The sequence below is a fragment of the Paramagnetospirillum magneticum AMB-1 genome (assembly GCF_000009985.1).
Lineage (GTDB): Bacteria > Pseudomonadota > Alphaproteobacteria > Rhodospirillales > Magnetospirillaceae > Phaeospirillum > Phaeospirillum magneticum.
The window spans coordinates 4,202,070-4,228,572 of the sequence record NC_007626.1 but is presented as its reverse complement, the minus strand read 5'-3'; the positions used below and the strand labels follow the sequence as shown (position 1 = coordinate 4,228,572).

The window sequence follows — 26,503 nt, the reverse complement described above, 5'->3', positions numbered from 1 at the left end:
CCTTACTTCACGATATTGACAAGGGTATCCAGCATTTCCTGCAGCGTCGAGATCACCTTGGCCGACGCGGAATAGGCTTGCTGGAAGTTGATCATATTGGCGACCTCTTCGTCCAGATTGACGCCGCTGGTCGATGCGAATTGGGAATTGAGCGCCTGGCCCAGGGTGGTCTGGTAGTCCTGACGGTCCTTGGCGTGGGCGGCATCGGTGGAGACCTGGGCGATGGAGGCGGCGGCGTGCTCGGCGAAGGTATAGCTGCCGGCGTAGAGGCTGCCCGCGGTGGCCATGTCGGTCTTGGACGACATGGCGGCGCCCAGCGCCAGGGCGGTGGTGTTGTCGCCTTCGGACAGGAAGTACTTGCCGAGATCGGTGTTGTACTGCATGGAGCCGCGACTGACCTTGGCCGGTGAGCCCTGGATGTCGGTGCGCACCGCGATGGTGCCGGCCTTGCGCGACGACGCGGTGTGCATCTTCAGTTCGGTGATGAAGCTGCCCGACGGCGTCAGGGTGTCGGGAGTGGCGCCCAGGAACAGTTCCCGGTCCGAGGTCTGGCGGATGCGCAGGCGATAGCCGGCGCCTTCGGGAATGACCGAGGCCTCGACCAGCTGCGACGGCTGCAGGCCCAGATAGGACTTCATGTCCGAGGTGCCGATGGTGCCGCCGTTGACGGTGACGTCCAGCGGCACGCCGCGGCTGTCCCAGACCCGCAGGCGATAGGCGTTGGGGCCTTCCTGCACCGCCGCCGCCTGGGCCGAGCTGCCCTGGGCGTTGATGGCGTCGGCGATGTCCTTCAGCGTCATGTTGCCGGAGGCAAGGCTGAGCTGGGTCACCCGGCCGTTGGCATCGTTGATGGTGATGTTGGTCGTCGAGGTGGTGGTCAGGGACGACGAGGACAGGGTGGCCGATTCATTGGTCTGGGTCTGGGCATTGATCTTTTTGGCGATGTCGTAGAGCGACGACCCGGCCGACATGTTGATGGTGTTGCCGATCTTGCCCGTGGGATCGGACAGCGTGAAGCTGCGGGCCGCTCCCAGGGTGAAGTCCTTGGAGACCACGTCGGAATCGACGATGGAATTGGGCACCGACGCCGTGAAGAAATCGTTGAGCCCGAAGAAGTTGGAAAAGCCGGCCACCTGCTTGTCGGCCTTGTTGTCGCCGTCCACGTCGAAATTGATGCGGGCATCGGCGGCGGCCGAGCCGGCGGCGGTGGCCTTCTGGTCGCGGAAGGCCAGGGTCACCGACGGAACGCCGGTGTCGAGGACCAGGGTGCCGGTGGAGACGGAGGCGCTGGCCGCGGACATGATGTTGCCCTGGTAGCTCTGCTGGCGCATCCAGCTTTGAATCTTGGCGGCCACGTCGGTCATCTTGACGCCGGGCGTGGTGGCCGCGTCCGAGATGTCGAGGGCGGTGGCGGCGCCGGCGGCATCGGTGTAGCTGGTGCTGCTCATGATGGTGCGCACCGTGGTGGCCGCCAGCTGGTTGCCGTTGGTGTCGAACAGGGCGATGGTGGTGTCGTCGTTGCCCGAGAACCAGATGTTCTGGGGGTTCGAGCCGTTGAGCGCCGGATTGTTGGGGTCCGCCAGCTGGCGGGTGCCGACCATCTTCGAGCTTTGGGTCGGGAAGATGGTGCCGCGGTTGTGGACCTGGTTGACCGCGTCCTTCAGCTTGGAGGCCACCTCGTCGATCTGGGCCTGAAGGTTGGGAACGATGGTGTCGCGCAGATCGAGCAGGGCGCGAACCTCGCCATCGTTGATGTCCTCGCCGACATCGGGGGAATCCGTGGTGCTCAGCGTCAGCTTGTTGAAATTGCCGCCGGCCGAGGTCATCCACGAATCGGTGATGGTGGTGGCCACGTGGCTGAGCACGGCGGGGCCTTTGTCCACCAGGGTCTTGCCGCTCTTGGTGAAGACGCCCACCGAGCCGTCGCCGCGCTCGAAATACTGGATGTCCATGTACTTGGACAGCGTGGTCAGCGCGTTGTCGCGCTTGTCCTGAAGGTCGCCGATATCCCCGCCGATGGCGTTGTTGCGGACGATCTTCTGGTTGAGGTCGAAGATGTCCTCCAACTGCTTGTTGACCTGCCCGGTGGTGTCGTGCAGCGCCCGGTCGGCCTCCAGCCGCAGGTTCTGCATATGGGTGGTCATCTCGTTGAACTGGTCCGTCATGTCGTTGGCGGTCTGGACCGTGGAGGACTGGAAGGCGGGAGTGTTGACCTGGGTGGCCAGGGTCTCGAACGACGCCTGCAGGGTTTCGATCTGGTGCGAGATGGAGTTGGAGCTGCCGACCGTGCCGAACATGTCCTCGAGGCGCGGGTAATAGGTCTGGGTGACGTCAAGGGCGCCCTGGGTCGAGGTCTGGCGGCGGATGTCGCGCATCAGGCCTTCGTCCACGTTGCGGGTCAGCGCGCCCTGCTGCACGCCGGCGCCCACGCCGGCCACCACACGGGACTCCGGAGTCATCTGCTTGCGGACGTATCCCTTGGTGTTGACGTTCACCACGTTCTGGGAAATGACGTCCAGGCCCTTCTGATTGGTCAGAAGTCCCGAGAGAGCCGAATTGAGTCCGAGGGTAAGGGACATGATTTCTCTTCCCCGCCTTATGAAGGCGTCAAAGGGCCTTGTTGAACGACAGCGAGCCGCCGGCGCCGAGATTGGCGTCGAAGATGCCGGCCTTGCCGTAGGCGGTGGTGCTGGTGACGTTCTTCTTGGCGGCGTCGGCCATGATGTCCATCACGCGCTGATAGGCTTCCATCTCGGCCTTGAGGCGCCGGGCGTTGGTCTCGATCAGTTCGTTGAGCCGGGTGCCCACCGCCACCAGCATCTCGCGCCGGTCGTCGTCGAGCAGGGTGGCCAGGTCGGGCTCGTCCATCAGGGGCTGGACCGACTGCTCATAGAGGCGGGCGAGGGCGGCCTTGTTGTCGGCCAGCAGCCGCACCGTTTCCGGGTCGTGGCTGAGCAGCGCGTCGTTCTCGATGTCGAGCAGGTCGCACAGATTGCTGCAGGCGAACAGCAGGTCGTCGTACCAGAACAGCTCGGCCTCGGCCTGGGCGGCCCGAAGCTCGTCGTCGTCGAGCAGGTCGTGGTCGTGAAGATCGCGGTCGTCGGTCATGTCACTGCACCTCCTGGTGGCTCAGCAGCATTTTCTGGACGGCGGCGCCGATCCCGATGCCGTTGCCTTTGGCGGCCATCATTTTACCGTATTCGTCGGTCAGCAGGGACCGGAACATCTCCTCGCCGCTGCCGCCGCCGAAGATGCCGTCGGTCTTGATGCCCTCGAACATGCTCTTGATCATCTGGCCCATGAACATGGCCTCGAACTGGCGCCCGGCCTTGGCGGCCTTGGCGGTGTCGGCGGCGCCCGCCTTGGGCATCTTCATGCCGGGCATGCCGTTGTCGATGTAGGGCGTGGCGGCGGTGGAGGGAAGAATGCTCATCACAGGACCTCCAGCTCGGCCTGCAGCGCGCCCGCCGCCTTGATGGCCTGAAGAATGGTGATCAGATCGCGCGGGCCGATGCCCAGGCTGTTCAGGCCCTCGACCAGCTCCTGCAGGGTGACCTTGTGGGGGACCACGGCCAGCTTGTTGCCGGCGCCTTCGTCCACCTGGATGTCGGTGCGCTGCACGGTGGTGGTGGTGCCCGCGTCTGAGAAGGGCGAGGGCTGCGACACCTGCGGTGTCTCGGTGATACGGATGGTCAGCTGGCCCTGGGCGATGGCCACCGTGCTGATGCGCACGTTCTCGCCCATGACGATGGTGCCGGAGACCTCGTCGACCACCACGCGGGCCATCTGGTCGGGCTCGACGCGCAGTTGCTCGACATCGGTCAGCAGGCCGACCACGTTGCCGCGATAGCCCGGGGGTACGGCGATCTGCACCGTGCCGGGATCGACCGGCCGCGCCATGTCGCCGCCCAGGAACGAGTTGATGGCCTGGGCGATGCGGCGCGAGGTGGTGAAGTCGGGATTGCGCAAGCTGACCTTGACCGATTCCAGGTGCGACATCTCGAAGGGCAGCTCGCGCTCGACGATGGCCCCGTTGGCGATGCGCCCGGCGGTGGGTACGCCCTTGGTGACCGACGAGCCCGAGGCGCCCGAGGCGGTGAAGCCGCCGGTCGCCACCTGGCCCTGGCCCACGGCATAGACCTCGCCGTCGGCGCCGATCAGCGGGGTGACCAGCAAGGTGCCGCCGCGCAGGTCCTTGGCGTCGCCCATGGCCGAGACGTTGATGTCGATGCGGGTGCCCTGGCGCGAGAAGGGCGGCAGGGTGGCTGTGATCATCACGGCGGCCACGTTCTTCGGCGTCAGCTGCGAGCTGATGGCGCCGGTCTTGTCGCGGATGTTGACCCCCAGGCGCTCCAGCATGCCGGTCAGGCTTTCCTTGGTGAACGGCGCGTTGGTGAGCGAGTCGCCAGTGCTGTTGAGGCCGACCACCAGGCCGTAGCCCACCAGCATGTTGTCGCGGACCCCTTCGAAATCGGCGATGTCCTTGATGCGCGACGCCCCGAAGGCTTCTGCGGGCATCAGCCCCAGCGTCGCGGCCAGCAGCGAGGCGGCCAGCAGCAGGGCGCGGATCGGTTCGGCGGTGAGCAGGGCTCGGCGGGCAAAGGGCTTCATGGCGGTTTCTTCCCAGCGAATGGGGTCATGGGTCTTGCGGTCCCTCCCTTGCGAAACCCATGCCAAAGAAAAAATCATTTTAAAACAATGAGGTGATTGCCTATATTGGGGCGGAGCGGCGGTTTTGGCCGGGCATGAAACGCCGTGTTGCCCGGCAAAACCTGCCCAGTTGACCCAGGGCGCCGGCTCTGGCGAAATAACGCCTGTCACGTTCCGGCCCAACCGGGTAGAGTCAGGGCATGAAGATTTCAGGCGTGGGCTCCAAGGGTGCCGTCTCCGGCACCAAGAAGTCCGAAAGCACGGGCGCCAAGGGTGCGTTCAAGAAGGCTCTGATCGAATCCATGGATTCGATGGAGGAGGCGCATGCCGTCGAGGCCCCGGTGGGCATGGCCGGCATCGACGCCCTTCTGGTGGTGCAGCAGATGGACAATTCCGTCGAGCGCGAGGCGCGCCGCCGCCTGGTCCGCCGTGGCGAGGAATTGCTGGACGGTCTGGAAGAACTGCGCCACGGCCTGCTGATGGGGGAAATCCCCGCCGGCCGGATGATGGCCCTGGCCCAGAATGTGCGGGCCCGGCGCGAGAATTGCGGCGACCCGCGGCTGGCCGCCATCCTCGACGAGATCGAGCTTCGCGTCGAGGTTGAGTTGGCCAAGCTGTCGCCGCGCGGCTGATTTTCCCTGTCCTGACGCAGAATTACCCTTCGCCGGAGTGTCGCCGTGCAAGACGGCGCTTGCGGGGGTGCTTCCCTATCCATATATTGCGCTGCGACTTGAACCCCGATCAGGAATTCGAGGGATCGTATGACCGTCATGTTGCCGCCGGACTATGTTCCGTCCGAGGACGAGCCCTTCATGAACGACACCATGAAGGAATATTTCCGCCAGAAGCTGCTGCGGTGGCGGGCGGAGCTCTTGCGGGAATCCGACGAGACGCTGCAGCATCTCCAGGAAGGCGGCATGCAGGAGCCCGATATCGCCGACCGCGCCTCGGCCGAGGCCGACCGTGCCCTGGAACTGCGGACCCGCGATCGCGAGCGCAAGCTGATCTCCAAGATCGATGCCGCCATCGGCCGGGTCGCCGACGGCTCCTACGGCTATTGCGAGGAGACGGGCGAGCCCATCAGCATCCGCCGTCTGGAGGCGCGCCCCATCGCCACCCTGTCCATCGAGGCGCAGGAGCGTCACGAGCGGCTGGAGCGCACTCACCGCGAGGACTGATCTGCCTCAGACATAAGTATGGTTACCGATGCCCCGCTCCCCGGCGGGGCATTTTTTGTTGGTATTCCCTGCATCAATTGCCTAAAAAAGAAGCTAGAGCATACTTCTGACAAGAAAATAGGCAGCAGTTGGGGGACTCATGGCCGAGCCGGAACGAATCCTGGAACTGACCCAGGCGGTGCACACCGTCGCGAACGACAAGATCAGCGAGATCAAGAAGGTGACGGGCACCACCCGTATCCTGTCGCTGAACGCCCTGATCGAGGCGGCGCGGGCGGGCGAGCTGGGGCGCGGCTTCGCCGTGGTCGCCAACGAGGTCAAGAACGTCTCCGACAACATCAACACCATCACCCAGTCGCTGGAGGGCGAGCTGTCGTCCTCCATCAACGACCTGATGACCCTGGGCCAGGTGATGGTCAAGCAGCTGCGCGGCTCGCGCCTGGCCGATCTGGCGCTGAACATGATCGAGATCATCGACCGCAACCTCTATGAGCGCTCGTGCGACGTCCGCTGGTGGGCCACGGATTCCGCCGTGGTCGACTGTCTGACCGGGGGCACGTCCGACGCAGCCAATTTCGCCTGCAAGCGCCTGGGGGTCATTCTCGATTCCTACACGGTCTATCTGGACCTGTGGATCGCCGACGCCGAGGGCCGGGTGGTGGCCAGCGGCCGCCCCGACCGCTATCCGCGGGCCATCGGCGCCGATGTCTCGGGCGAATCGTGGTTCCGGGACGCCATGGCCACCCGCGACGGCAGCGAATACGCCGTGGCCGACATCTCCACCAACGGTCCGCTGGGCGGCGCCCAGGTGGCCACCTACAGCGCCGCCATCCGCGAGGGCGGCGAGAACGACGGCCGGGTGATCGGGGCGCTGGGCATTTTCTTCGACTGGCAGGCCCAGGCCGAGACCGTGGTCAAGGGCGTGCGCCTGCGCGAGGAGGAAAAGGCCGGAACCCGATGTCTGCTGCTCGACCAGGAGTTCCGGGTGATCGCCGCCTCGGACGGAATCGGTGTTCTGACCGAGCGGGTGCCGCTCGATACCCGGCAGGGACCGGCCGGCTCCTATGTGGACGAGCAGGGCATGGTCACCGGCTATTCCCTGACTCCGGGCTACGAGACCTACGAGGGACTGGGCTGGTACGGCGTGATCATCCAGCACCCCCAGGGGGCAAGGCCGCCGGCACGGCATTGATGCCGGATCCCGATGAGTCCAACGCATCGGGATTTGGCCTCGACCGGGTGTATGATCACCGACTGACGGTCAACCCGATGAGGTCGGAGATGGGCTCGGTTTCACCTTGGGTCACCTGGGCGCTGCTGTCGGCGGTGTTTGCCGCCATGACCGCCATTTTCGCCAAGGCCGGTCTGGCGGCGGGCATCGAGTCCGACATGGCGACCCTGCTGCGCACCGGGGTGATTCTGGTGGTGCTGGCGCTGTTCGTGGCCGCCACCGGAAAATGGAGCGATCCCACCCTGATTCCGGCCGGCGCCTGGGGGTTCATCGTCCTGTCGGCCCTGGCGACGGGGGCGTCGTGGGTCTGCTACTTCCGCGCCCTGAAGCTGGGCGAGGCCGCGAAGGTCGCGCCCATCGACAAACTGAGCGTGGTGCTGGTGGCGATCTTCGCCGTCCTGTTCCTGGGCGAGCGCCCCTCGCTGCGCGATTGGAGCGGTATCGCCCTGATCACCGGCGGCGTGCTGCTCCTGGCGTTGAAGCGTTAACCCGGCTGCCCCAGTCCGATGGCCTCGACCAGGGTGCGCAGCTCCTGGCGCGCCGCCACGTGGCTCATGTTGAAGTCGAAGCCCAGCGGCTTCTTCTTCAGGTCGATCAGGGTCAGGCCTTCCAGGAACATGGAGCGGTAGATCACCCGCTCGCCCAGGCCGGGAATGACGCGAAAGCCGACCCGCTTGGACAAATCGGCCAGCAGCTTTTCCATGTCGCGCTTGTTGCGGGCGTCCAGGGTCGACAGGCGGTTTCGGAGCACGATCCAGTCCACCACCGCCTTTTCGCCCCGCATGGCGCGGGCCTTCTTGGTCTCCCACACCATCTCGGCGTAATGGCTGGGGCGGCGGATCTTCATGCTGCCCGGCTCCACCAGGGCCAGCACGTCCAGATCCACCAGGGAATCGTTCAGGGGCGTCACCAGGGTGTCGGCGAAGGAATGGCCCAGGCGCGACATGGGGTGGTCGCTGCCGGGGGTGTCGATCACCACCACGTCGTGGCGGGCGGCGAAGTCCCGGAAGACCTCCTCCAGCCGGGCGCAATCGGCGCTCGCGTCGCCGGTGGGCGGAATGGCCATGTGCTCGGGGATGGGCAGGCTCAGCTCGGTCCGGTCCTGGCGGGCGGCGCGATTGCCGATATAGCGGGTCAGGGTCGCCTGACGCGCGTCGATGTCGATGCTGCCCACCGACAGGCCCCGGTCCAGCAGGCTGACGATCAGATGCATGGAGATGGTGGACTTGCCGGTGCCGCCCTTCTCGTTGCCGACGACGATGACGTGGGCTTTCTTGCTCATGGCTTCCCTTTCAATGTCATGCCGACGACCATCGGGAGGAGGGATCTCATCCTGGCGCGTCGTTTCCAATCCGGCACCGCCGTATCAGGCGGAGATCCCTCGCTCTCGCTCGGGATGACAGGCACGCAGCCAGACCTTGGTGTCGTGAAAGACGGCACCGCCGCCGGGAAGAGCGGGGTCGGCGCTGGTGAGGTGGTTGACGCCCTTGCCACCGGCAAAGAACCCGTCGGGCCAGATGCCCTCCACCGCCACCACGCCGCGGGCGATGCCGGCCAAGGGCTTGGCATGCACGATGATGTCGGCCTTGGAATTGCCGATGCGGACCATGTCGCCCTCGGCCGCGCCTAAGGCGGCGCAATCCTCCGGGTGGATCAGGGCGGTGGGCCGCCCGGCCTGGGCCCGCGAGGTGGGCATCTCGGTGAAGCTGGTATTGAGGAAGTGCCTGGACGGTGGGGTGATCAGGCGGAAGGGATGGGCCTCGTCCGCCGCGTCGGTCACCGCCAGATGGTCGGGCAGTTCGGGCAGCCCTTCCGCCTTCCACTCGGGGGCGAAGCGGAAGCGCCCGTCCTCGTGGCCGAAGCCCGAAAGGAAATGGGCGTCCTCGAACACCTTGGCGCAGTCGAGACCGCCCAGCACGTGCAGTTCTTCGGCGCCGGGCAGGTCGGAGGCCACCAGCACCTGATCGATCATCTCCCACTCGTCCATCTCGAAGCCGGGATGGATGGCACCCAGGCGCGACGCCAGCTCGGCGATCACCCGGTGGTTGGCGCGGCTCTCGCCCACCGGCGCAATCACCGGCTTGGCCACCTGCAGGAAGGTGTGGCCATAGCTGGTGTAAAGGTCGGCGTGTTCCATGCTGGTGGTGGCGGGCAGCACGATGTCGGCGAAGCGCGCCGTCTCGGTCATGAACTGCTCGTGCACGGCCAGGAACAGGTCGTCGCGGGCCAGACCCCGCCGCACCAGCCCGCTGTCGGGCGCCACCGTGGCCGGGTTGGAGTTCTGCACCAGCATGGCGGTGACCGCCGGGCCTCCCGCCAGATCCTTGGGGTCATGGGTCAGAACCGGGCCGATGCGGCTCATGTCCAGGATGCGGACCGGGGCGGCGGGCACATCCAGCCCGTCCAGCAGGGTGCGGCGGAGGTCGAAGACGCCTCCCATGCTCTGGCAGGCGCCGCCGCCCTTGTGCCGCCACGCGCCGGACACGGCGGGCAGGCACGAGACGGCGTGCAGGTTGACCGAGCCGTTGCGCGACCGGGAATAGCCATAGCCCGACCGCAGATAAGAGCGCTTGGTGGCGCCGTAAAGCCGGGCGAAGGCCTCGATCTCGTCCACCGACAGGCCGGTGATGGCGGCGGCCCATTGGGGCGTGCGGCTTTGAAGATGCGCTTCCAGCCGCTCGGGGCAGTCGGTGTAGCGGGCCATGTAGGCGCGGTCGGCCAGGTCATCGCGGAACATCACATGCATGACGGCGCAGGCCAGGGCGCCGTCGGTGCCGGGACGCAGGCAAAGATGCTGGTCGGCCTTCTCGGCGGTGGGGGTGCGATAGGGATCGACCACCACCAGTTTGGCGCCGCGCTGCTTGCGGGCCTGATTGATCAGCCCCATCAGATGCACCTGGGTGGCGGCGGGATTGGCGCCCCAGATGACGATCAGGTCGCTTTCGGGAATCTCGCGCGGGTCGACGCCCCATTTGGCGCCGGTCCCCGCCATCCAGCCGGTGCTGGCGGCGGTGGAGCAGATGGTCTTGGCCTGCTCGGAATAGCCCATGATGCGGCGCAGGCGGTTGATGGCCGATTGCTGCACATGGCCCATGGTGCCGGCGTAGAAATACGGCCACACGGTCTGCGGCCCCAGGCGGTCGGCGGCTTCGCGCAGGCGCAGGGCGATCTCGTCCAGCGCCTCGTCCCACGAGATGGGGGCGAACTTGCCCTCGCCCTTGGCGCCCACGCGCTTCAGCGGCGTGGTCAGGCGATCGGGGTGATGAACGCGCTCGGCATAGCGGGCCACCTTGGCGCAGACCACGCCCCCGGTATAGGCCATCTCGCCGCCATGCACCCGGCCGATGCGGCCCGGCTCGGGGAGTTCCACCACCAGCGGGCAGGCGCTGGGGCAGTCGTGGGGACAGACGGACAGGGCGGTGTTGACGGTCACGGGCGGGTATCCGGCGATGGTGCGTTGCAGCGGAGTCTAGCGACGGCGGGGGGCGGGTGCAACGGCGATGCGTCTTTAACCCTTGATCCGCCGATGCTATCCTCCGCGACATCTAGATGTGCCTTCGATGGGGAAGAACAAGGTGTTGACCCAAAGCGCCGCCGAGCGGGTGGATTGCGTGGTGATCGGAGCCGGAGTGGTGGGGCTGGCCGTGGCCCGGTCCCTGGCCCATGCCGGCGCCGAGGTGATTATCCTCGAGGCGGAGGGCGCCATCGGCTCGGGGATCTCGTCGCGCAACTCCGAAGTGATCCATGCCGGGATGTATTATCCGGCGGGCAGCCTGCGGGCGCGGCTGTGCGTCGAGGGCAACCGCCTGCTCCGCGACTATGCCGCCAGCCGGGGCGTCGCCCACGCCATGACCGGCAAGCTGATCGTCGCCACCGACGAGGCCGAGGCCGCCCAACTGGACGCCATCCTGGCCAAGGGCCGCGCCAACGGCGTCGAGGGGCTGACCCGCATTTCCGCCGCCCATGCCCGCGAGATGGAGCCCGATTTGGCTTGCGTCGCGGCGCTGTGGTCGCCGGCCACCGGCATCATCGACACCCATGGGCTGATGCTGTCCCTGCTGGGCGAGGCCGAGGAGCGGGGCGCCGCCCTGGCGCTGAAGTCGCCGGTGACAGGGGGCCGCGCCACCGATGACGGCATGCTGCTGTCGGTGGGCGGGGCCGAGCCCACTACCTTGCTGGCCCGCAATGTGGTGCTGGCCGCCGGGCTGTCCTCGCCGCGCCTGGGCGCCGCCCTGGGCTTGAAGAACGTGCCGCCGGCCCATCTGTGCAAGGGCAATTACTTCACCCTGTCGGGTCGCACGCCCTTTACCCGGCTGGTCTATCCCGTGCCGGTGGCCGCCGGGCTGGGGGTGCATTTCACCCTGGACCTGGGCGGGCGCGGGCGCTTTGGTCCCGACGTGGAATGGGTGGAGGCCGAGGATTATCAGGTGGATCCTCGGCGCGGCGATTCCTTCTACGCCGCCATCCGCCGCTACTGGCCGGATCTGGCCGACGGCGCGCTGGAGCCGGCCTATGCCGGCATCCGCCCGAAGATCACCGCCGAGGGCGAGCCGGCCGCCGATTTCCTGATCCATGGTCCGCGAGAGACCGGAGTGCCCGGCGTGGCGGCGCTGTACGGCATCGAGAGTCCGGGCCTGACGTCCAGCCTTGCCATCGCCGGGCATGTGGGGGAGTTGCTGGCATGACGCGACCGAGCGATGCTAACCGCTCCGATTGTCATCCCGAGCCAAGCCGAGGGATCCCCGCTTGGCGCGGCGGTGCCAGCCTTGAAAAGCCGTGCCAGGAGGAGATCCCTCCTCCCGGAGGTCGTCGGGATGACAAGTCAGGAATAGGCATGATGAAACGCCTGATCGCCGCGCTGGTGCTGCTAGGCAGCGCCTCGCCCGCCCTGGCGGTGGAGCCGCCCCGCGACTTCGTGCCGCCGCCGCCCTCCATGATCCCCAATTTCCGCGAGCAGACCCGCGACGTGGTCATCGAGCTGGGCACCTATGCCAAGAAGCGCAATCCCGCCTTCCAGGTTCTGATGCGCGGCGGCTCGGAGCTGCTGGTCAAGGGCGAGCTGGAGATGGAGTGGGACGACCTGCACGATCCCTCCGGCACCAATTTCATCAAGCGTCCGCCGCTGCGCTCGGTGTTCCGGCCGCTGGTCAAAGTGCTGGACGGCATCGTCATGGACGGCCTGTATTGCGGCCCCTATGCCTTTGACGGCAAGCCCCTGGACGAGGTGCTGAAGGCCCGGCGCGACCTGGACCTGGAGCTGGACGCCGAGAAGAAGCGCGGCATCCACCGGCCGCCGGTGGCCATCGAGATGGGGCCATTCAGCAACGACCCGGCCGAGGAACTGCGCAAGTACAACGAGTTGAAGCAGAAGCAGGCCCGCGCCGAGATTCAACGGCGCGAGACCTATGCCCTCGACGCCATCCGCTCCGAGGGGCGCAACGTCCTGGCCATCGAGATGTGCGACAAGCCCGCCGACCGCGAGGCCGCCTACAAGGGTGCCATCCGCGATCGCGTGACGCCCTATGCCAAGATCGGGACGGGGCCGCTGGACGAGACGCCGCGCGCCCATCCCGCCTTCGAGAATGCCCGGGAAATCCTGACCATCGCCCATGCCCGCAACTGGCTGCCGGTGCTGCGCTCGGACCGGTTCGGCACCAAGGGCAAGTTCATCGAGGCCATCGCCGAAACCAATTACGACATCGTCCTGGTGGACGTGGCCCATCGCTCGGCCGAACTGCTGGTCAAGGCCGACATCCAGCGCCTGAAGTTCAAGAAGCTGGGGCCGCGCCGCCTGGCCATCGCGGTGATGCCGCTGGGCCGGGCCTATGACTGGCGCTGGTACTGGCAAAAGGGGTGGGAAGTGGGCAACCCCGCCTTCCTCTACGCCTTGGACGAGGGGCCGGGAACCTATGTCACCGACCTGGGCAGCGGCGAATGGCGTGGCCTGCTGGGCAAGTATCTGTCCGGAATCATGGACCTGGGATTCGATGGCGTCATGTTCGACGACGTCGGAACCTATCAGTGGTTCGAGGAACTGATGCCGCTGGGTGGCTGAGGACGATTCATGCTGACCGCCTGCCGTTCCTATGAAGAAGCCTGCCGGACCTTTCGCTGGAAGATTCCGGAGCGCTACAACTTGGCCTTCGACGTCTGCGACCGCCAGACCATGGCCGGGGCCGACGGCCATCGCACCGCCCTGATCGTCGAGGCCGCCGATGGCGGGGTCGAGCGCCACACCTTCCACATGCTGCGCCTGCTGTCCAACCGGCTGGCCAACGGGCTGGCCGCCATGGGCATCGCTCCCGGCGACCGGGTAGCCATGGCGCTGCCCGCCGGGCTGGAGGCGGCGGTTACCCTGCTGGCGGTCACAAAGATGGGCGCCGTGCTGGTGCCCGTGCCGCTGTCCCTGGGCTCGGAGCCCCTGGGCTGGCGGCTGGCCGACAGCGGCGCCAGGGTGGCGGTGGTCGATCCGGCGGCGCTGCCGGCGCTGGAGCGCGCCCGGTCCCGCCTGCCCGAGCTGGAGCGGGTGCTGGCGGTGGGCGGCGGCGGCGGTGCCCTGGACCTGTGGTCCGAGCTGGAGCGCAGCTCCGACGCCTTCACCCCCCTGGTGACCCCAGCCGACCATCCGGCCTTCATCTTCTATCCCGAAGCCGCCTGCGGGAGGCCGGCCGGGGTGATTCACGCCCATCGCGCCATGGCCGGCGGCCTGCCGGCGGTGGAGATGTCGCTGACCTTCTTCCCCCAGTTCGGCGACATCGTCTGGACCTCGAGCGAGTGGATGGGAGCCGAGGCGCTGTTCCGCGCCGTGCTGCCCGCCTGGCATCACGGCGTGCCGGTGGTGGCCTGCCCCGGCCCCTTCGATCCCGTCCAGGCCCTGGACCTCATGTCGCGCCACGGCGTGCGCACCGCTTATGTGCCTCCCCACCATCTGGGCGCCCTGACCGAGGCGGCAGCCAGCCGGCCCCACGCCATGCCGCGCGCCATCGCCAGCGGCCCCGAGCCGCTGGACGAGGACCTGCACGAGCGGGTGATCAAGGTGTTCGGCGTCCATGCCAACGAGGCCTGGGGCGTGCTGGAAAGCGGCGCCGTGGCGGCCAATCTGGCCGGGCTGATGGAACTGCGCCCGCCCTCGCCCGGCCGGGCGGCGCCGGGGCTGTCCATCGACGCGGTGGACGAGCGCGGCCGCCCCTTGCGGGCCGGCGATCGCGGCCTGCTGGCGGTGTCGCCCAACGCGCCGGGCAGCTTTCTCGGCTATTGGGGCGACGGCGCCGGCGCGGCGCGGCGGGTCAATGGCTGGCTGATCACCGGACGGTCGGGCTTTCGCGATCTCGACCACTATCTGTGGCCCGATCCGCCATCCCTGCCCGAGGGCGCCGTCCTGGTCGGAGGGTGCCCCGTGCAGCCGGAAGAGGTGGAACTGGCCCTGGCCGCCCATCCCGACGTGGTCGCGGCGGCGGTACTGGAATGGACGTCGGGCGAGTTGAAGGCCTTCGTGGTGGCGGGGGGGCGGGCAGCCGATGCCGCCTTCACACGGGAGCTTCAGGCCTGGGTCCGCCTGACCCGCTCGCCGGTGGAGGTTCCGTCGCGGATGGAGTTCGTCGACGAATTACCCCTGTCCATGGATGGCAGCGTGCGCCGGGCCGACCTGCGCGACCGGCCCATCCGCGTGGACGCGCCGTCGCCCGACGAGCGTTGGCCGGGCAAGCTGCGCTGACCGCTGGCGCTTCGGTCTTTGTCCTGTCATGATTCCCCCATTGAGGGAGGGGGATTCCATGGCACGTGCGGCCGACGATATCCAGTTGCCGGAAGAGGCGAGGCGCCTGTTCGAGCAGATGTGCACGCTGCTCGACGCCCAGACCGACGGTCTGGCACTGATGGCGGCCGCCCAGGACATGGTGGGCGCCCTGCTGCGCCGCGACAGCGACACCCAGCTGCGCGAGCAGACCCTGGGGGAGATCTCCCGCTTCTTTCTCGGCATCATCAAGTCGCCCGATCTGTCCGAGGCGTACAAGATGGGGCGGCTCAAGATGTTCGCCCGCGCCACGGTCAAGATCATGCTGGACCGCCGGTCCCATGTGGCGGGCGGTGCGCTTCCGCCGCCGGGCCTGGCGCGTCGCGCCGCCGATCTTGAAGCAACCCCTGGCTGATTCAGAAGCCCGGCCGGCTGTCAAGAATCAGATTGCTTCACAAAGGATGAATCTTGTACTCTGTGGCTTGTGCCAGAAGGCGCTGTCGGGCGGAGTCCCTCTGTGGTTTCCGAAAAACGGCAGTTGTCATAGTTCACCAAAAATAGGAGGGCAGAATGTCCACCTCGATTGCATCCGACGCTCCGCTCCGGTCACCGGTCGCCGAGGCGCCCCACGCGGCGGCTCATGCGGCTCAGCCTGCGACTGTCGAGACCAAGGAAACCGCGTCCGTAACCGAGCCTCCCCGCTACACCTCTCCGGTGGTCAAGGTCGACAGTGGAACCGGTCTGGCTCTGCTGGTCGTTCGCGACGGCGACACGGGCAAGGAAGTCGAACAGTATCCGTCCCGCCACGTGGTCGAAGAGTACAAGCGCAACATCCCGACGGCGATCGAACAGCCGCAATCCTCCGCTAAGGCGTCCACGCCGGCTCCCGAGGATGTGAAGGCCCCGCCCGCTCCGGTGGCTGCCGCGCCCAGTGCTCCTGCTGCACCCGCCGCGCCCGCGCCGTCCAGCGGTTCGGTCAAGATCTGAGCGGCGATTCCGGTCGCCGCTTGATCCGGGAAGAACGGCCGGCATCGCGCCAGGGCCGCATAGGCTTTTCATGACCTGTTGAGGTTCGTCCTTTTGGCCGGGCCCGCTTTCGTGTGTCTGAAGCGTTTCCGAATATCTGAATTCAGCCCGCCAGCGTGGCCCGAAGCCGCTGCTCGTCGGCCTCGCTGCCGGGCAGGCCGAAGCGCAGGATGTCGGGGCGAAAGGCGAAGGCGCGCACCAGGATGCCGGCGCGGCCCAGGCGTTCGTAGAGGGCGGGGGCCTGATGGTGACGGGCCAGCCGGAACAGGAAGGTGCCGCCCAGATCTTCCAGCCCGGTCCTCGTCAGGATGTCTCCCAGGCGGGCGGCGGCGTCGCGCAGGCGGGTGATGGTGGCCTCGGTCCAGACCCGGTCGGCCAGGGCCTGGGCGCCCAATTCGATGGCGGGGCCGGAGACCGGCCAGGGGCCGAGATGATCGGTCAGGCGGGCGGCCAGCCCCTCTTCGGCCACGGCGAAGCCCAGCCGGATTCCCGCCAGACCGAAGAACTTGCCGAACGAGCGCAGCACCACCAGTCCGGGGCCGAGGCGCGAGGTCAGCGACAATTCCGGGCGTTCGTCGCCGAAGGCCTCGTCCACCACCAGCAATCCGCCGCGTGCCGCCTGCCGGGCGGCCAGATCGAGCAGGTCCTCGGGGGCGACGACCCGACCGTCGGGATTATTGGGATTGACCACCACCACCACCGGGGAGGCGGCGGCCTCCTGGAGTCCTGCCACGTCGCGCACCCGGTGGCCGGCGGCGCTCCAGGCGCGGGCATGCTCGCCATAGGTGGGGCCGAGAATGGCGATTTCGGTCGGCGGCGTGATGCGGGGCAGGGCCTGAATCAGGGCCTGGCTGCCGCTTCCCGCCACCACGCGGGCGTTGGCCGGAACGGACCAGCGCCGGGCGGCGACCGCCAGCAACGCCTGATGGCGGCCGGATTCGGGCAGCCGCCGCCAGCAATCGGACGGCAGCTCGGGCAGGGGATAAGGCCAGGGGTTGATGCCGGTGGAGAGATCGAGCCAGCCCTGGGCGGGATGGCCCCACCGGGCCTGGGCGGCGGCAAGATCGCCGCCGTGAAGGGGAAGATCGGTCAGGTTCGGTTGGCGCTTTCCAGCAGCCCCTCGGAAATTTGCAGATTGACGTTCACCAGGGTGGTGATGGTGTTGTCGCTGATCTCGACACCCTTCTTCAAGGTGGTGTCGGCGACGAAGTCCGACAGGCGGGTCAGGTTGGTCTTGACCGCGTCGGGCAGGCCGCTGGTGGCGTCGGAGACCAGGGTGCGGATGGCCACCCACAGCTGGAGATTCTGTTCCAGGGCCGCGGCCAGACGGGCCTTGTCGCCGCGCGACTGATCCAGGGTGATGGCCGCCTCGACCAGGCCGAAGGCATCCTGTTCGCCGATCTTCAGCGATTCGATCTGGATAGGTTGGGACATGCGATTTCCCCCGACTTCATTTGAGCGCGGCCCATCGCCGCCTCGGAACTTTCCCGAATCATACGTCAGGCGAAGGAATCTTGCCAAACCGTATGTTTAGAAAACCTTAAACGGGCGGCAACGCGTTGACGCCCTGTTCCCCGCACCCTATCCTTTACCAAGGGCGTATGGTGAATGGAGCAGCAGTTGAGCGGCGGCAAGCACAAGATGGCGGACCAGCTCCTGCAAGATGCGGTGAAGCTCCACCTTTCCGGCGACCTGGACGGCGCGGCGGGTCTCTACAAGAGCCTGCTCAAGATCGCGCCGCTCCATCCCGACGGTCTGCACCTCTCGGGCCTGGTGGCCATGCAGAAGGGCCAGTTGAAGGAGGCCGAGCGCTTCATTCGCGGCGCCATCGCCGCCAGCCCGAAAGCCGCCGCCTTCCACGGCAATCTCGCCACCGTGCTGATGTCCGACGGGCGGCCCAATGAGGCCATGGAATGCTATCGCAAGGCCGTGCAACTGGATGATTCCTATGTGGACGGCTGGCGCAACATGGCCGCCCTGGCGGCGCAGACCGGCGACCACGAGACCTCGGCCCTGGCCTACAGCAATGTGGTGCGGCTGACCGGCGGCGCCGATGGCGGCGCCCTGGGCTATCTCGGCCTGGAACTGGCGGTGGTGTGCGACTGGGACAACCTTCCCGTGGTCAAGGAGGCCATTGCCGCCCTTCCCTCGTGGCGCACCGGCAAGAGCCTGCCGGTGGCGCCCTTCACCCTGTTGATTCATGATTTCAGCCCGGCCGAGCTGCGCCGCCATGCCGACGAGGCCGCCTCGTTCATCGAGAACCGGGTGGCGCCCATGGCCCATCAGCCGGCGCCGCGCCGCCCTCGTCTGCGCCTGGGCTATCTGTCCGAGGATTTCCACGAGCACGCCACCGCCTATCTGCTGGCCGAGGCGCTGGAAAGCCATGACAGATCCCGCTTCGAGATCTTCGCCTATTCCTATGGCCCCCATGAGAGCGGGGCGGTGCGCGCCCGCCTGACCGAGGCCTGCGACCATTGGGTCGAACTGGGGCCGCTGGCCGAATCCGATTGCGCCAAGCGTATCGCCGCCGACGGCATCGACATCCTGGTGGACCTCAAGGGGCATACGGGCCGGGCCCGCACCGCCATCCTGGCCGCTCGCCCGGCACCCATCCAGGTGGCGTGGCTGGGCTTTCCCGGCACCTTCGGCGGCACCTGCATGGATTACATCATCGCCGATCCCTTCGTGATTCCGCCGGGGGCCGAGGGCGATTACGCCGAGCAGGTGGTGCGCCTGCCGCTGTGCTACCAGCCCAATGATTCCCGCCGGCCGCGCGCCCTGACCCGCGAGCCCAAGGCCAAGTGGGGCCTGCCCGAGGAGTCCCTGGTCGTCGCGGTGTTCAACAACACCTTCAAGATCAACGCCGAGACCCTGGCGGTGTGGATCAGCGTGCTGCAGGCGCAGCCCGACGCGGTGCTGTGGTTCGTGGAGTTCCACCCCGCCGCCACCGCCAGCCTGCGCGCCATGATCAGCGCGGTGGGCATCGACCCGGCCCGGCTGATCTTCGCGCCCCGCCTGTCCCAGGCCGAGCACATGGCTCGCCTGTCGGCCGCCGACCTGTTCCTCGATACCTGGCCTTGCGCCGGACACACCACGGCCAGCGACGCCCTGTGGGCGGGTGTGCCCGTGGTGGCCTGGGTGGGCCGCACCTTCGCCTCGCGGGTGGCGGGCTCGCTGCTGCATGCCCTGGGCCTGGACGAGCTGATCACCGAGTCCCAGGGGGCCTACCACGCCCTGGCCCAGCATCTGGCCAAGGATCGGGCCGCCCTGGAACAGGTGCGTCAGCGCCTGTGGGCGGCGACCCAAACCTCGCCTCTGTTCGACGGCAAGGCCTTCGTCGGCCCGCTGGAACAGGCCTTCGACACCATGTGGGCCAAGTGGGAAAAGGGCGGGAAGCCCCAGGGCTTCGACGTTTAAAAGCCCCGCTTCGCGGCAGGGCACCCGCCCTGACCCGTTCGGAGGCACAGCCTCCGAACCTCCAGCTTTTTTAAAAAACTGAAGGGCCTGGGAAGCTGGGCTGCCCGGTTGGGGGCTCGGGGGCAAAAGCCCCCGAAGGGGTATTTCTCCGCCGCCTGTTAAACTCCCAGCACCCAGCGGATGCGGAAATTCCGTCCCGAGGTGAAGCCGCGCTTGAAGAAGGCGATGGAGGCTTCCTTGGCGTCGGCGTGGCCTCGTGAAGGGCTCTCGCCCAGGTCGAAGGCCCGTAGCCCCGCCGCCTTGGCCCGCAGGATGGCGGTCCACAGGGGCCAGTGGCCCAGGGGCTTGTCGAACTTGTCGCGGTCGTAGACTCCCGAGGCGTAATAGGCGGTGCCCCCCGCCCAGACCACGATGGAGCCGGCGACCAGGGTGCCGTCCTTCCCGTCTTCCGAGGGCAGGAAGCCCAGCACCATTTCGGCGCGGCCCTCGACGATCTCGGTCCAATAGACTTGCCAGTAGTCGTCGCCCCGCCGCCGGCCGCCGGCGACGCGGGCATGGAACTCGGGGAAGCGGTTGAAGGCGGCGCGGTCGGGATGGGCGGCGTTGACGAAGGACAGGCTGAGGTTGCGGCTGCCCCAATTGGTCAGCGAGCGGTAGCTGTCGCGGATATCGGCGCGCAAGGACTCTTCCGGCCGGGTGAGATCCACCTGGGCGGAGGCTTGGATCAGCCCCTCGGCCCCCCGATCGGCCAGCAGGGCGGCCAGGGGATCGGGATCGGCCTGGGCGGCGCTGCCGATCACCAGCCGCGACCGGCCGCCGGCCTTGGCCGCCGCGGTCAGGTGGTCCAGGGTGGCCGCCAGCCCCGACTTGATATGCTTGGCCTCGGCATCGGGCTTCCAGGTCACCAGGGCGGGCAGGCCCCAATAGGAGATCTCGTCGGGGCCGATGGTGGCGCGCAGGCGCACCACCGGTCCCGCCGGGCCGATCACCTGGGCCGAGCAATCCGTGTGGGCGGGCGCCACGGTGGGATACAGCCGGGCGGCGAACCCGCCCCGCAAGGGGTGGGCGTCCCACTGGGGAAAGCCGTCGTCCGGGGCCAGGGCCGCAAGGGGCTCGACCCGGTATTTGGACATCACTGGCGCTCCATGTCGCGCAGCGCCGCCATGTTCTCGGCCACCTTGGAGAAGGCGTTGGCCACGTCGTCCAGATCGGCGCGGCTGGCCGGGGGGCGGATCAGCTCGTGGGTGATCACCCGGTTGAAATGGGCATCCTCGGTGTCGGGGCACGAGCCCGGGGCGTAATCGGGGGTGCCGGTGTAATGGGGGCATTTGAAGGGACAGCCCACCTCGCCATACCCCACCAGCTTTTGGTAGAGCGGCTGGAGGTAGAGCGGGCGGACATAGCCTTCGCCCATCAGCACGCCTTCGCCTTCCCGCAATTCGGTGGCGGCCAGTTCGGCCTTCAGGGCGCGCACGAAGGTGGCGCGCGACACGCCCGCCGCCTCGGAATCATAGGACAGGCCGTGGACGTAGTAGACGTGCTCGACTCCGTCCTGGACCTGGGGCATGGACAGGAAGGGGATGCCCTTGATGCGGTCCTCCAGGTATCGGACATTGGCCTGGCGCCGCCGCACCAGATCGGGGCCTTTCAGCAATTGCCGCCGCCCGATGGCCGCCTCGATTTCGCCCAGGCGGAAGTTGAAGCCGATCATATTGACCAGATCGGCCGTGCCCTTCTTCTCCACCACCGCCTCGGCGTGGTTGCGGATCAGCTGCACCTTCTCGGCCAGACGGGAATCGTTGGTGGTGACCACCCCGCCTTCGCCGGTGTGGATGTGCTTGTGATAGTTCAGGCTGAACACCCCCATATGGCCCAGGGTGCCCACCGGGCGGCCCTTGTAGGTGGCGAACGGCGCCTGGGCGCAATCCTCGATCACCGTCAGGCCGTGCGTCTTGGCCAGGGTCATGATGGGGTCCATGTCGGCCACGTTGCCGAAGATGTGCACCACGATGATGGCCTTGGTGCGCGGCGTGATTTTCGCGGCGATGGTCTTGGCCGACAGGCAATAGCTGTGCGGATCGATGTCGGCGAAGACCGGCACGGCGTTGAACACCAGGGCGGCCACCGCCGAGGCGCTCATGGTATAGGGCGAGACGATGACCTCGTCGCCCGGCCCGATTCCGGCGGCGCCCGCCGCGGCGTAAAGGCCGCTGGTGGCGGAATTGACGCTGATGGCGTGGGCCGCCTTGAAGGCGGTGGCCCATTCGTGCTCGAAGGCCTTGACCTCCGGCCCGCCGAAGAAGTCGTTGTGCCAGGTGCCGAGAAAGCGCGACAGGATGCCGCTTTCCATCACCTTGGCCACGGCGGCGCGGTCGTCTTCGCCGATGACCGAATAGGCGGGGAACAGCTTGGTGCGGACGGGATCGCCGCCCAGAAGGGCCAGGGTGCTCATCAATGGGTCTCCGGCAGACAGGCGAGGGTGGCGCACAGCTCCTGGACCGCCAGGGCGCTGTGCCCGGTGCTGCGCAAGGGGGCGCCGTCGTTGAGGTGGCGGGCGATGTTGTCGACGGCGTCGAGCATGGCATAGCCCAGGCCGCTGTCCTTGGTGACGCCCTCGGCCAGGGTGCGGTAGCCGGCGAAGCGCGGGCTGTCGGTCACCGGGCGCCGCGTGATCTTGAAGGCGGAATCGGTCAGGCTGATCCGGCCGCCGGCAAACATCAGCTCGGCCTCGAACACCGAGAAGGCGTGCATGTCGGCCCCCAGCAGATGAATGGGGGCGCCCGCAGCGGTCTTCACCACCACGTCGCGGGTGGGGTCGTCGGCGCGGCCGTCGGCCACGGTGCCCAGCGCGCAGACCGGCGCCAGCTCGCCCAGCAGGAAGGACAGCAGATCGAGGAAATGGCTGCCGTTGTTCAGCAGGCCCTTGGTGTACCACGCCGAGGCCTTCTGGAAGGCGCCCCACTGGCCCCGGGCGATCTCGGCCTGCAGATGGACGAGGCCGCCGGCCCAGCGGCGGAGATAATTGACGCAGAGCGGCTTGCCCGCCCGCTCATAGGCCTCGACGATGGCGCGCGAGCGGCCAAGGTCGTCGGTCAGCGGCTTTTCCGCGAAGACCAGCCGGGCGGGGGAGGCCAGCAGCGCCTCCAGGGTCTCGGCGTGATGGGCGGTGGGGACGCAGACGCTGGCCACGTCATAGGCGAGGTCCACCTCGGCCAAAGTGGCGAAGCCGGCGGGGATGTCCCAGGCCGTCATGAAGGCAGCGCGCCGCTCAGCGTCGGGTTCGACGCAGGCGACGGCCTTGAAGCCGGGATGGCGGGCATAGGCCTTGGCGTGGGTCAGGATCTGGTCCGACTTGGGCTCGGCCTCGTCATAGCCGCCGGCGATGGCGCCGCAGCCGATGATCAGCGCCCGCAGCGGCTCAGACCCAGCGGTGGGCGACATGGTCGTTGATCTTGCGCAGCTCGGGCCGCGCCTGGAGAAGGGCCAGAATGTCGCCGAGGGCAAAGCCGGGACCCTGGGGCAGCAGCGCCGCGAAGACCTGATCGATCAGCTGGTAATCCTGGGGGGTGTCCAGGGTCAGCCGCAGCTCCGGGTCGCGCAGTTCGGGGGGGGCCGCCACGTTCTTCAGGGAGTAAAGCTCCGGGTGGCGGTAGATATAGAGACTGACATGCTCGTGATCGGTGGGATCGTCGGTGCGGCGCGCCACGTCGTCCAGGATGGCGGTGGCGAACACCTGGGTATCCATGCCGATGGGGAAGCTGCGCTCTTGCACGTTGGACAGATAGTCCACCCCGGCGGCCCGGTAGGCCTGGACGCAGGTTTCGACGATGGCGGGGTCGATCAGGGGGCAATCACCGGTCAGCTCGACGATGACATCGGCCTCGAAGGCGTGGGCGGCGTCCAGCACCCGCTTCAAGACGTCGTCCTCGGACCCGCGCCAGCAGCCGATGCCCAGTTCGGCCGCCAGGGCCTCGATGGGGTCGTCGGTGGCGTTGACGGTGGTGGCGACCACGATGCCGTCCAGCGAGGGCACCATCTTCAGGCGCTCGACCATGCGGGCCAGCATGGGCCTGCCCTGGGCCGGCAGCAGCACCTTGCCCGGCAGGCGCGACGAGGTCATGCGCGCCTCGATGGTGGCGATGATCTTCATTTCCTGGGCGTCTCTCCTTGCGGATGGGCGAAAGGGTAGGGCGCCGCCGTTAAGATCGGCTTAAGCCGGATTTCCATTGTCATTCCGAGCGGCAGCGAGGAATCTCCGTCTGGCATGCTGGCTCAAGGTCTGAACGATCATGCCAGGACGAGATCCCTCCTCCCGATGGTTGTCGGGATGACACCCGAGAGCCTTTTTTCATGACCCCCGACGAGATCCTTTCCCGCGTGCTCTACAAGGACCAGGACGTCATCGTCCTGGACAAGCCCGCCGGGCTGGCGGTGCATGCCGGTCCCAATTCGCCCGACCACCTGGAGCTTTACCTGGGGGCGCTGGCCTTCGGTTGGGCCGAAATGCCCAAGCTGGCCCATCGCCTGGACCGCGATACCTCGGGCTGCCTGATCCTCGGGCGTCATGCCAAGGCCATCAAGCGTCTGGGCAAGATGTTCGAGCACCGGCGGGTGGAGAAAGTATACTGGTCGGTCAGTCATGGATCACCCGCCGCCGACAGCGGCACCGTGGACGCGCCGCTGCTCAAGGTCTCGGCCCGGGGGCAGGGCTGGCGGATCAAGGTGGACCCGGCGGGGCAGCCTTCTATTACCGACTGGTCGGTATTGGGGCGGAGCGATGGCCTCTCCTGGATCGAATGGCGGCCGCGCACCGGGCGCACCCACCAGATCCGCATCCATGCCCAGTATCTCGGTTGCCCGCTGCTGGGCGACGCCTATTACGGCCCCGACCCGGAGCCCAAGGTCAGGCTGCACCTGCTGGCCCGCGCGGTGGCCTTTCCCGCCCTGGCGCCGTCCAAGGACCCGGTGCGGGTCACGGCGCCGCCGCCCGAGCACATGGTCGAGGCGTTGCGCCGATGTGGGTGGTCTCCCGCGTCCTGAGTGGCCGTCATCCGTATCCTCCCCCATATGGTGTAAGACCCTCCGTCTATGTTAGCCTTGGACAAAGGGTGTGGTCTGGCCAAGACCCAAGGGAGGTGGCGATGTCGATCAAGGGCTTCGTTTCGGCCTGTCTGGCGGCGGTTGCCGCTGTTCTGGCTCTCACGGCCGTCGTGCTGTTGGCCAGTAATTGGGGCGAGTACCGCGCCGCGCGCGATGCCGGCCAACTGGTCGATCTGCTCGGCGTATCGACCCGGATTTCCGAGGCCCTGGCCCCCGAACGGGGCGCCACCAGCGTCGCCCTGGACGGAGACCCCGCCGCCCGCAAGACCATGGCCGAGGTGCGCGCCACCCTGGACGAAGCCCTGAACGCCACCGAGAAGCTGGCCCTGGCCACGCCGCTGGCCGAGGCCCGGGACGTGGCCGAGGGGGTGGCGAAGATCCGTACCGCCATCACCGACTGGCGGAGCCGGAGCGATGGCGTGATCGGTTCCGACCCCCAGAAGATCGCCCCCTTCCGCAAGGACTTCGTCGCCGGCATGTATGACGTGCTGAAGGTGGCCGGCGGCATGACCGGACGGCTGGAGCGGCGCCTGTTCGCCATCGACGCCCAGGTGGCGACGCCGGCTTCCCTGGCCGAGACCGCCTGGCAATTGCGCGACCATGGCGGGCGCCTCGCCACCATGCATCTGTCGGTAATCCAGGGCGGCAAGCCCTTCACCGCCGAGCAGATCCACCAGATCGACCTGGCCGATGGGCGGGTTCAGCAATTGTGGGACATCCTGAACTCGGCCGCCGGTTCTCCCGACAGTTCCGCCGGTCTGCGCGACGGGTTGGCCAAGGTCAATTCGGCCTACATGGGGCCGTTCCAGCCGCTGCGCGCCCGGGTGACCAAGGCCGGTATGGCCGACGGCAAGTACGACCTCGACCCCGCCGAGTGGCGGCGCCAGAGCGCGCCCATGCTTCAGGCCATCATGCTCATGCGCGACGCCGCCATCGGCGAGGCCCGCCGGGTCGCCGACGAAAAGCGCGACAATGCCCTGCGCAATCTCCTGCTCATGGGCGGCCTGATGCTGGCGGCGGCGGGCGTGCTGGCCTTCGTGGTGGTGGGCATCGGCCGCCGCGTGGTGGCGCCGCTGGCCGAACTGACCCGGGTGATCGGCGACTTCGCCGGCGGCTCGCGCGATTTTTCCGTTCCCCATGCCGGGCGCACCGACGAGATCGGGGCCATGGCCACCGCCATCCAGGTCCTGCGCGACAATGCCCGCGAGGCGGACAGCCGCGCCGCGCGGGAGGAAGAGGCGGCGCGCCTGCGCGACCAGCATCGCCAGCGGGTGGAAGCCGTCACCACGACTTTCGTGGATTCCATCGATTCCGTGGTCGGGGGCGTGGCCACGGCCGTCAACGGCCTGCGGGCCTCGACGGAGACCCTGTCGCAGACCGCCACCACCACCACCGAGCAATCCACCGTGGTGGCCAGCGCCGCCGAGGAGGCCAGCACCAATGTCCAGACGGTGGCCGCCGCCGCCGAGGAACTGTCCCACAGCATCCAGGAGATCTCCCGCCGGGTGGCGGAAACCGCCACCGCCACCGACGGCGCGGTGCGCGAGGCCGAGGCCACCAACGCCACCGTTCGCGGCCTGGCCGAGGCGGCAAGGCGCATCGGCGACGTGGTCAACATGATCACCGACATCGCCAGTCAGACCAATCTGCTGGCGCTCAACGCCACCATCGAGGCGGCGCGGGCCGGCGATGCGGGCAAGGGCTTCGCCGTGGTGGCGGGCGAGGTCAAGAATCTGGCCAACCAGACGGCGCGGGCCACCGACGACATCCAGGCCCAGGTGGGCGCCATCCAGGCGGAGACCGAGCGGGCGGTGGCGGCCATCGGCGGCATCGCCACCACCATCGCCACCGTCAACGATTACACCATGGGCATCGCCTCGGCGGTGGAGGAGCAGGGCGCCGCCACCCAGGAGATCGCCCGCAACGTCCAGCAGGCCGCCGCCGGCACCAGCGAGGTCTCCCAATCCATCGGCAAGGTGCTCGACGCCGCCCGCCAGACCGGCGTCGCCGCCCAGCAATTGTCGGGGCTGGCCGACGGCCTGTCGGGGGAATCGGACCGGCTGCGCGGCAATGTGGGCGGCTTCATCGCCGAAGTTCGGGCGAGCTGAGCCGCAAAAGGGGCTCCGTTCGGCTCGTGGAGGCTCTATACTGCCGCCATGAGCCGTCCAC

Annotated in this window: 24 protein-coding genes; 12 read left to right on the top strand and 12 right to left on the bottom strand. The window is 67.8% G+C overall.

The genetic code is table 11. From position 1 onward, the window contains the following. Positions 1 to 2: 2 nt before the first annotated feature. From flgK to AMB_RS19360, 4 genes are read right to left on the bottom strand one after another with little or no spacing between them, the layout of a single operon-like run. The gene (flgK, locus tag AMB_RS19375) at positions 3 to 2,579 is read right to left on the bottom strand and encodes a flagellar hook-associated protein FlgK (protein ID WP_011386181.1); all 2,577 of its coding nucleotides are present in this window, start codon (positions 2,577 to 2,579) and stop codon (positions 3 to 5) included. A gap of 28 nt (positions 2,580 to 2,607) precedes the next feature. Further along, positions 2,608 to 3,108, bottom strand: a complete 501-nt coding sequence (locus AMB_RS19370; RefSeq protein ID WP_011386180.1) for a flagellar protein FlgN — start codon at positions 3,106 to 3,108, stop codon at positions 2,608 to 2,610. Between the two features lies 1 nt (position 3,109). Continuing rightward, the gene (locus tag AMB_RS19365) at positions 3,110 to 3,433 is read right to left on the bottom strand and encodes a rod-binding protein (RefSeq protein ID WP_011386179.1); all 324 of its coding nucleotides are present in this window, start codon (positions 3,431 to 3,433) and stop codon (positions 3,110 to 3,112) included. Further along, complete coding sequence (locus AMB_RS19360; RefSeq protein WP_011386178.1) at positions 3,433 to 4,611, bottom strand: flagellar basal body P-ring protein FlgI; 1,179 nt, start codon at positions 4,609 to 4,611, stop codon at positions 3,433 to 3,435. The genes AMB_RS19365 and AMB_RS19360 overlap by 1 nt, the downstream gene beginning before the upstream one ends. Positions 4,612 to 4,850: 239 nt before the next feature. Between AMB_RS19360 and AMB_RS19355 the strand changes: the two genes are divergently transcribed. The 4 genes from AMB_RS19355 (at position 4,851) to AMB_RS19340 (ending at position 7,547) form a co-directional block, all read left to right on the top strand. Further along, the gene (locus tag AMB_RS19355) at positions 4,851 to 5,282 is read left to right on the top strand and encodes a flagellar assembly protein FliX (protein WP_011386177.1); all 432 of its coding nucleotides are present in this window, start codon (positions 4,851 to 4,853) and stop codon (positions 5,280 to 5,282) included. 129 nt (positions 5,283 to 5,411) lie between these two features. After that, the gene (gene dksA, locus AMB_RS19350; protein WP_011386176.1) at positions 5,412 to 5,828 is read left to right on the top strand and encodes an RNA polymerase-binding protein DksA; all 417 of its coding nucleotides are present in this window, start codon (positions 5,412 to 5,414) and stop codon (positions 5,826 to 5,828) included. A gap of 139 nt (positions 5,829 to 5,967) precedes the next feature. Continuing rightward, a complete protein-coding gene (locus tag AMB_RS26840; RefSeq protein WP_011386175.1) occupies positions 5,968 to 7,020 on the top strand; it encodes a methyl-accepting chemotaxis protein in 1,053 nt (350 codons plus the stop codon). Positions 7,021 to 7,109: 89 nt separating this feature from the next. Then, a complete protein-coding gene (locus tag AMB_RS19340; RefSeq protein WP_043747056.1) occupies positions 7,110 to 7,547 on the top strand; it encodes an EamA family transporter in 438 nt (145 codons plus the stop codon). Here AMB_RS19340 and AMB_RS19335 read toward each other — a convergent pair. Together AMB_RS19335 and AMB_RS19330 are read right to left on the bottom strand one after the other, a co-directional pair. Then, positions 7,544 to 8,341, bottom strand: a complete 798-nt coding sequence (locus AMB_RS19335) for a division plane positioning ATPase MipZ (RefSeq protein WP_083763568.1) — start codon at positions 8,339 to 8,341, stop codon at positions 7,544 to 7,546. The genes AMB_RS19340 and AMB_RS19335 overlap by 4 nt on opposite strands. A gap of 84 nt (positions 8,342 to 8,425) precedes the next feature. Continuing rightward, complete coding sequence (locus AMB_RS19330) at positions 8,426 to 10,492, bottom strand: molybdopterin oxidoreductase family protein (protein WP_011386172.1); 2,067 nt, start codon at positions 10,490 to 10,492, stop codon at positions 8,426 to 8,428. Between the two features lie 127 nt (positions 10,493 to 10,619). Between AMB_RS19330 and AMB_RS19325 the strand changes: the two genes are divergently transcribed. From AMB_RS19325 to AMB_RS19305, 5 genes are all read left to right on the top strand, one after another. Then, a complete protein-coding gene (locus AMB_RS19325) occupies positions 10,620 to 11,744 on the top strand; it encodes an NAD(P)/FAD-dependent oxidoreductase (RefSeq protein WP_011386171.1) in 1,125 nt (374 codons plus the stop codon). A 149-nt stretch (positions 11,745 to 11,893) separates the two neighbouring features. Then, on the top strand, positions 11,894 to 13,114 hold the full coding sequence (locus AMB_RS19320; RefSeq protein WP_043745296.1) for a hypothetical protein: 1,221 nt from the start codon (positions 11,894 to 11,896) through the stop codon (positions 13,112 to 13,114). 9 nt (positions 13,115 to 13,123) lie between these two features. Then, positions 13,124 to 14,773, top strand: a complete 1,650-nt coding sequence (locus AMB_RS19315) for an AMP-binding protein (RefSeq protein ID WP_011386169.1) — start codon at positions 13,124 to 13,126, stop codon at positions 14,771 to 14,773. A gap of 58 nt (positions 14,774 to 14,831) precedes the next feature. Beyond that, complete coding sequence (locus AMB_RS19310; protein ID WP_011386168.1) at positions 14,832 to 15,206, top strand: hypothetical protein; 375 nt, start codon at positions 14,832 to 14,834, stop codon at positions 15,204 to 15,206. 155 nt (positions 15,207 to 15,361) lie between these two features. Continuing rightward, entirely contained in the window at positions 15,362 to 15,778 is a 417-nt protein-coding gene (locus tag AMB_RS19305; RefSeq protein WP_011386167.1) for a hypothetical protein, read from the top strand. A 142-nt stretch (positions 15,779 to 15,920) separates the two neighbouring features. Here the strand turns inward: AMB_RS19305 and cobD are convergent, their stop codons facing one another. Continuing rightward, on the bottom strand, positions 15,921 to 16,910 hold the full coding sequence (cobD, locus tag AMB_RS19300) for a threonine-phosphate decarboxylase CobD (RefSeq protein ID WP_043747053.1): 990 nt from the start codon (positions 16,908 to 16,910) through the stop codon (positions 15,921 to 15,923). Then, the gene (locus tag AMB_RS19295; protein ID WP_011386165.1) at positions 16,907 to 17,251 is read right to left on the bottom strand and encodes a flagellar biosynthesis regulator FlaF; all 345 of its coding nucleotides are present in this window, start codon (positions 17,249 to 17,251) and stop codon (positions 16,907 to 16,909) included. Before AMB_RS19295 ends, cobD begins: the two co-directional genes overlap by 4 nt. 174 nt (positions 17,252 to 17,425) lie before the next feature. Between AMB_RS19295 and AMB_RS19290 the strand changes: the two genes are divergently transcribed. Next, a complete protein-coding gene (locus AMB_RS19290) occupies positions 17,426 to 19,234 on the top strand; it encodes a tetratricopeptide repeat protein (protein ID WP_148207498.1) in 1,809 nt (602 codons plus the stop codon). A 158-nt stretch (positions 19,235 to 19,392) separates the two neighbouring features. On the opposite strand, the gene AMB_RS19285 is transcribed toward AMB_RS19290, so the two are convergent. From AMB_RS19285 to AMB_RS19270, 4 genes are read right to left on the bottom strand one after another with little or no spacing between them, the layout of a single operon-like run. Beyond that, positions 19,393 to 20,367, bottom strand: coding sequence for a GNAT family N-acetyltransferase (locus AMB_RS19285; RefSeq protein ID WP_011386163.1), 975 nt, complete (start codon positions 20,365 to 20,367; stop codon positions 19,393 to 19,395). Next, positions 20,367 to 21,686: a DegT/DnrJ/EryC1/StrS family aminotransferase gene (locus AMB_RS19280; RefSeq protein WP_011386162.1), complete on the bottom strand. Its 1,320-nt coding sequence runs from the start codon at positions 21,684 to 21,686 to the stop codon at positions 20,367 to 20,369. Before AMB_RS19280 ends, AMB_RS19285 begins: the two co-directional genes overlap by 1 nt. After that, complete coding sequence (locus tag AMB_RS19275; protein WP_011386161.1) at positions 21,686 to 22,675, bottom strand: Gfo/Idh/MocA family protein; 990 nt, start codon at positions 22,673 to 22,675, stop codon at positions 21,686 to 21,688. The genes AMB_RS19280 and AMB_RS19275 overlap by 1 nt, the downstream gene beginning before the upstream one ends. Beyond that, on the bottom strand, positions 22,653 to 23,384 hold the full coding sequence (locus AMB_RS19270; RefSeq protein WP_011386160.1) for a cytidylyltransferase domain-containing protein: 732 nt from the start codon (positions 23,382 to 23,384) through the stop codon (positions 22,653 to 22,655). Before AMB_RS19270 ends, AMB_RS19275 begins: the two co-directional genes overlap by 23 nt. Positions 23,385 to 23,584: 200 nt before the next feature. Between AMB_RS19270 and AMB_RS19265 the strand changes: the two genes are divergently transcribed. Together AMB_RS19265 and AMB_RS19260 are read left to right on the top strand one after the other, a co-directional pair. Beyond that, entirely contained in the window at positions 23,585 to 24,274 is a 690-nt protein-coding gene (locus AMB_RS19265) for an RluA family pseudouridine synthase (RefSeq protein ID WP_011386159.1), read from the top strand. Between the two features lie 101 nt (positions 24,275 to 24,375). After that, positions 24,376 to 26,442, top strand: coding sequence for a methyl-accepting chemotaxis protein (locus AMB_RS19260; protein ID WP_043745294.1), 2,067 nt, complete (start codon positions 24,376 to 24,378; stop codon positions 26,440 to 26,442). The last annotated feature ends 61 nt before the right edge of the window (positions 26,443 to 26,503 follow it).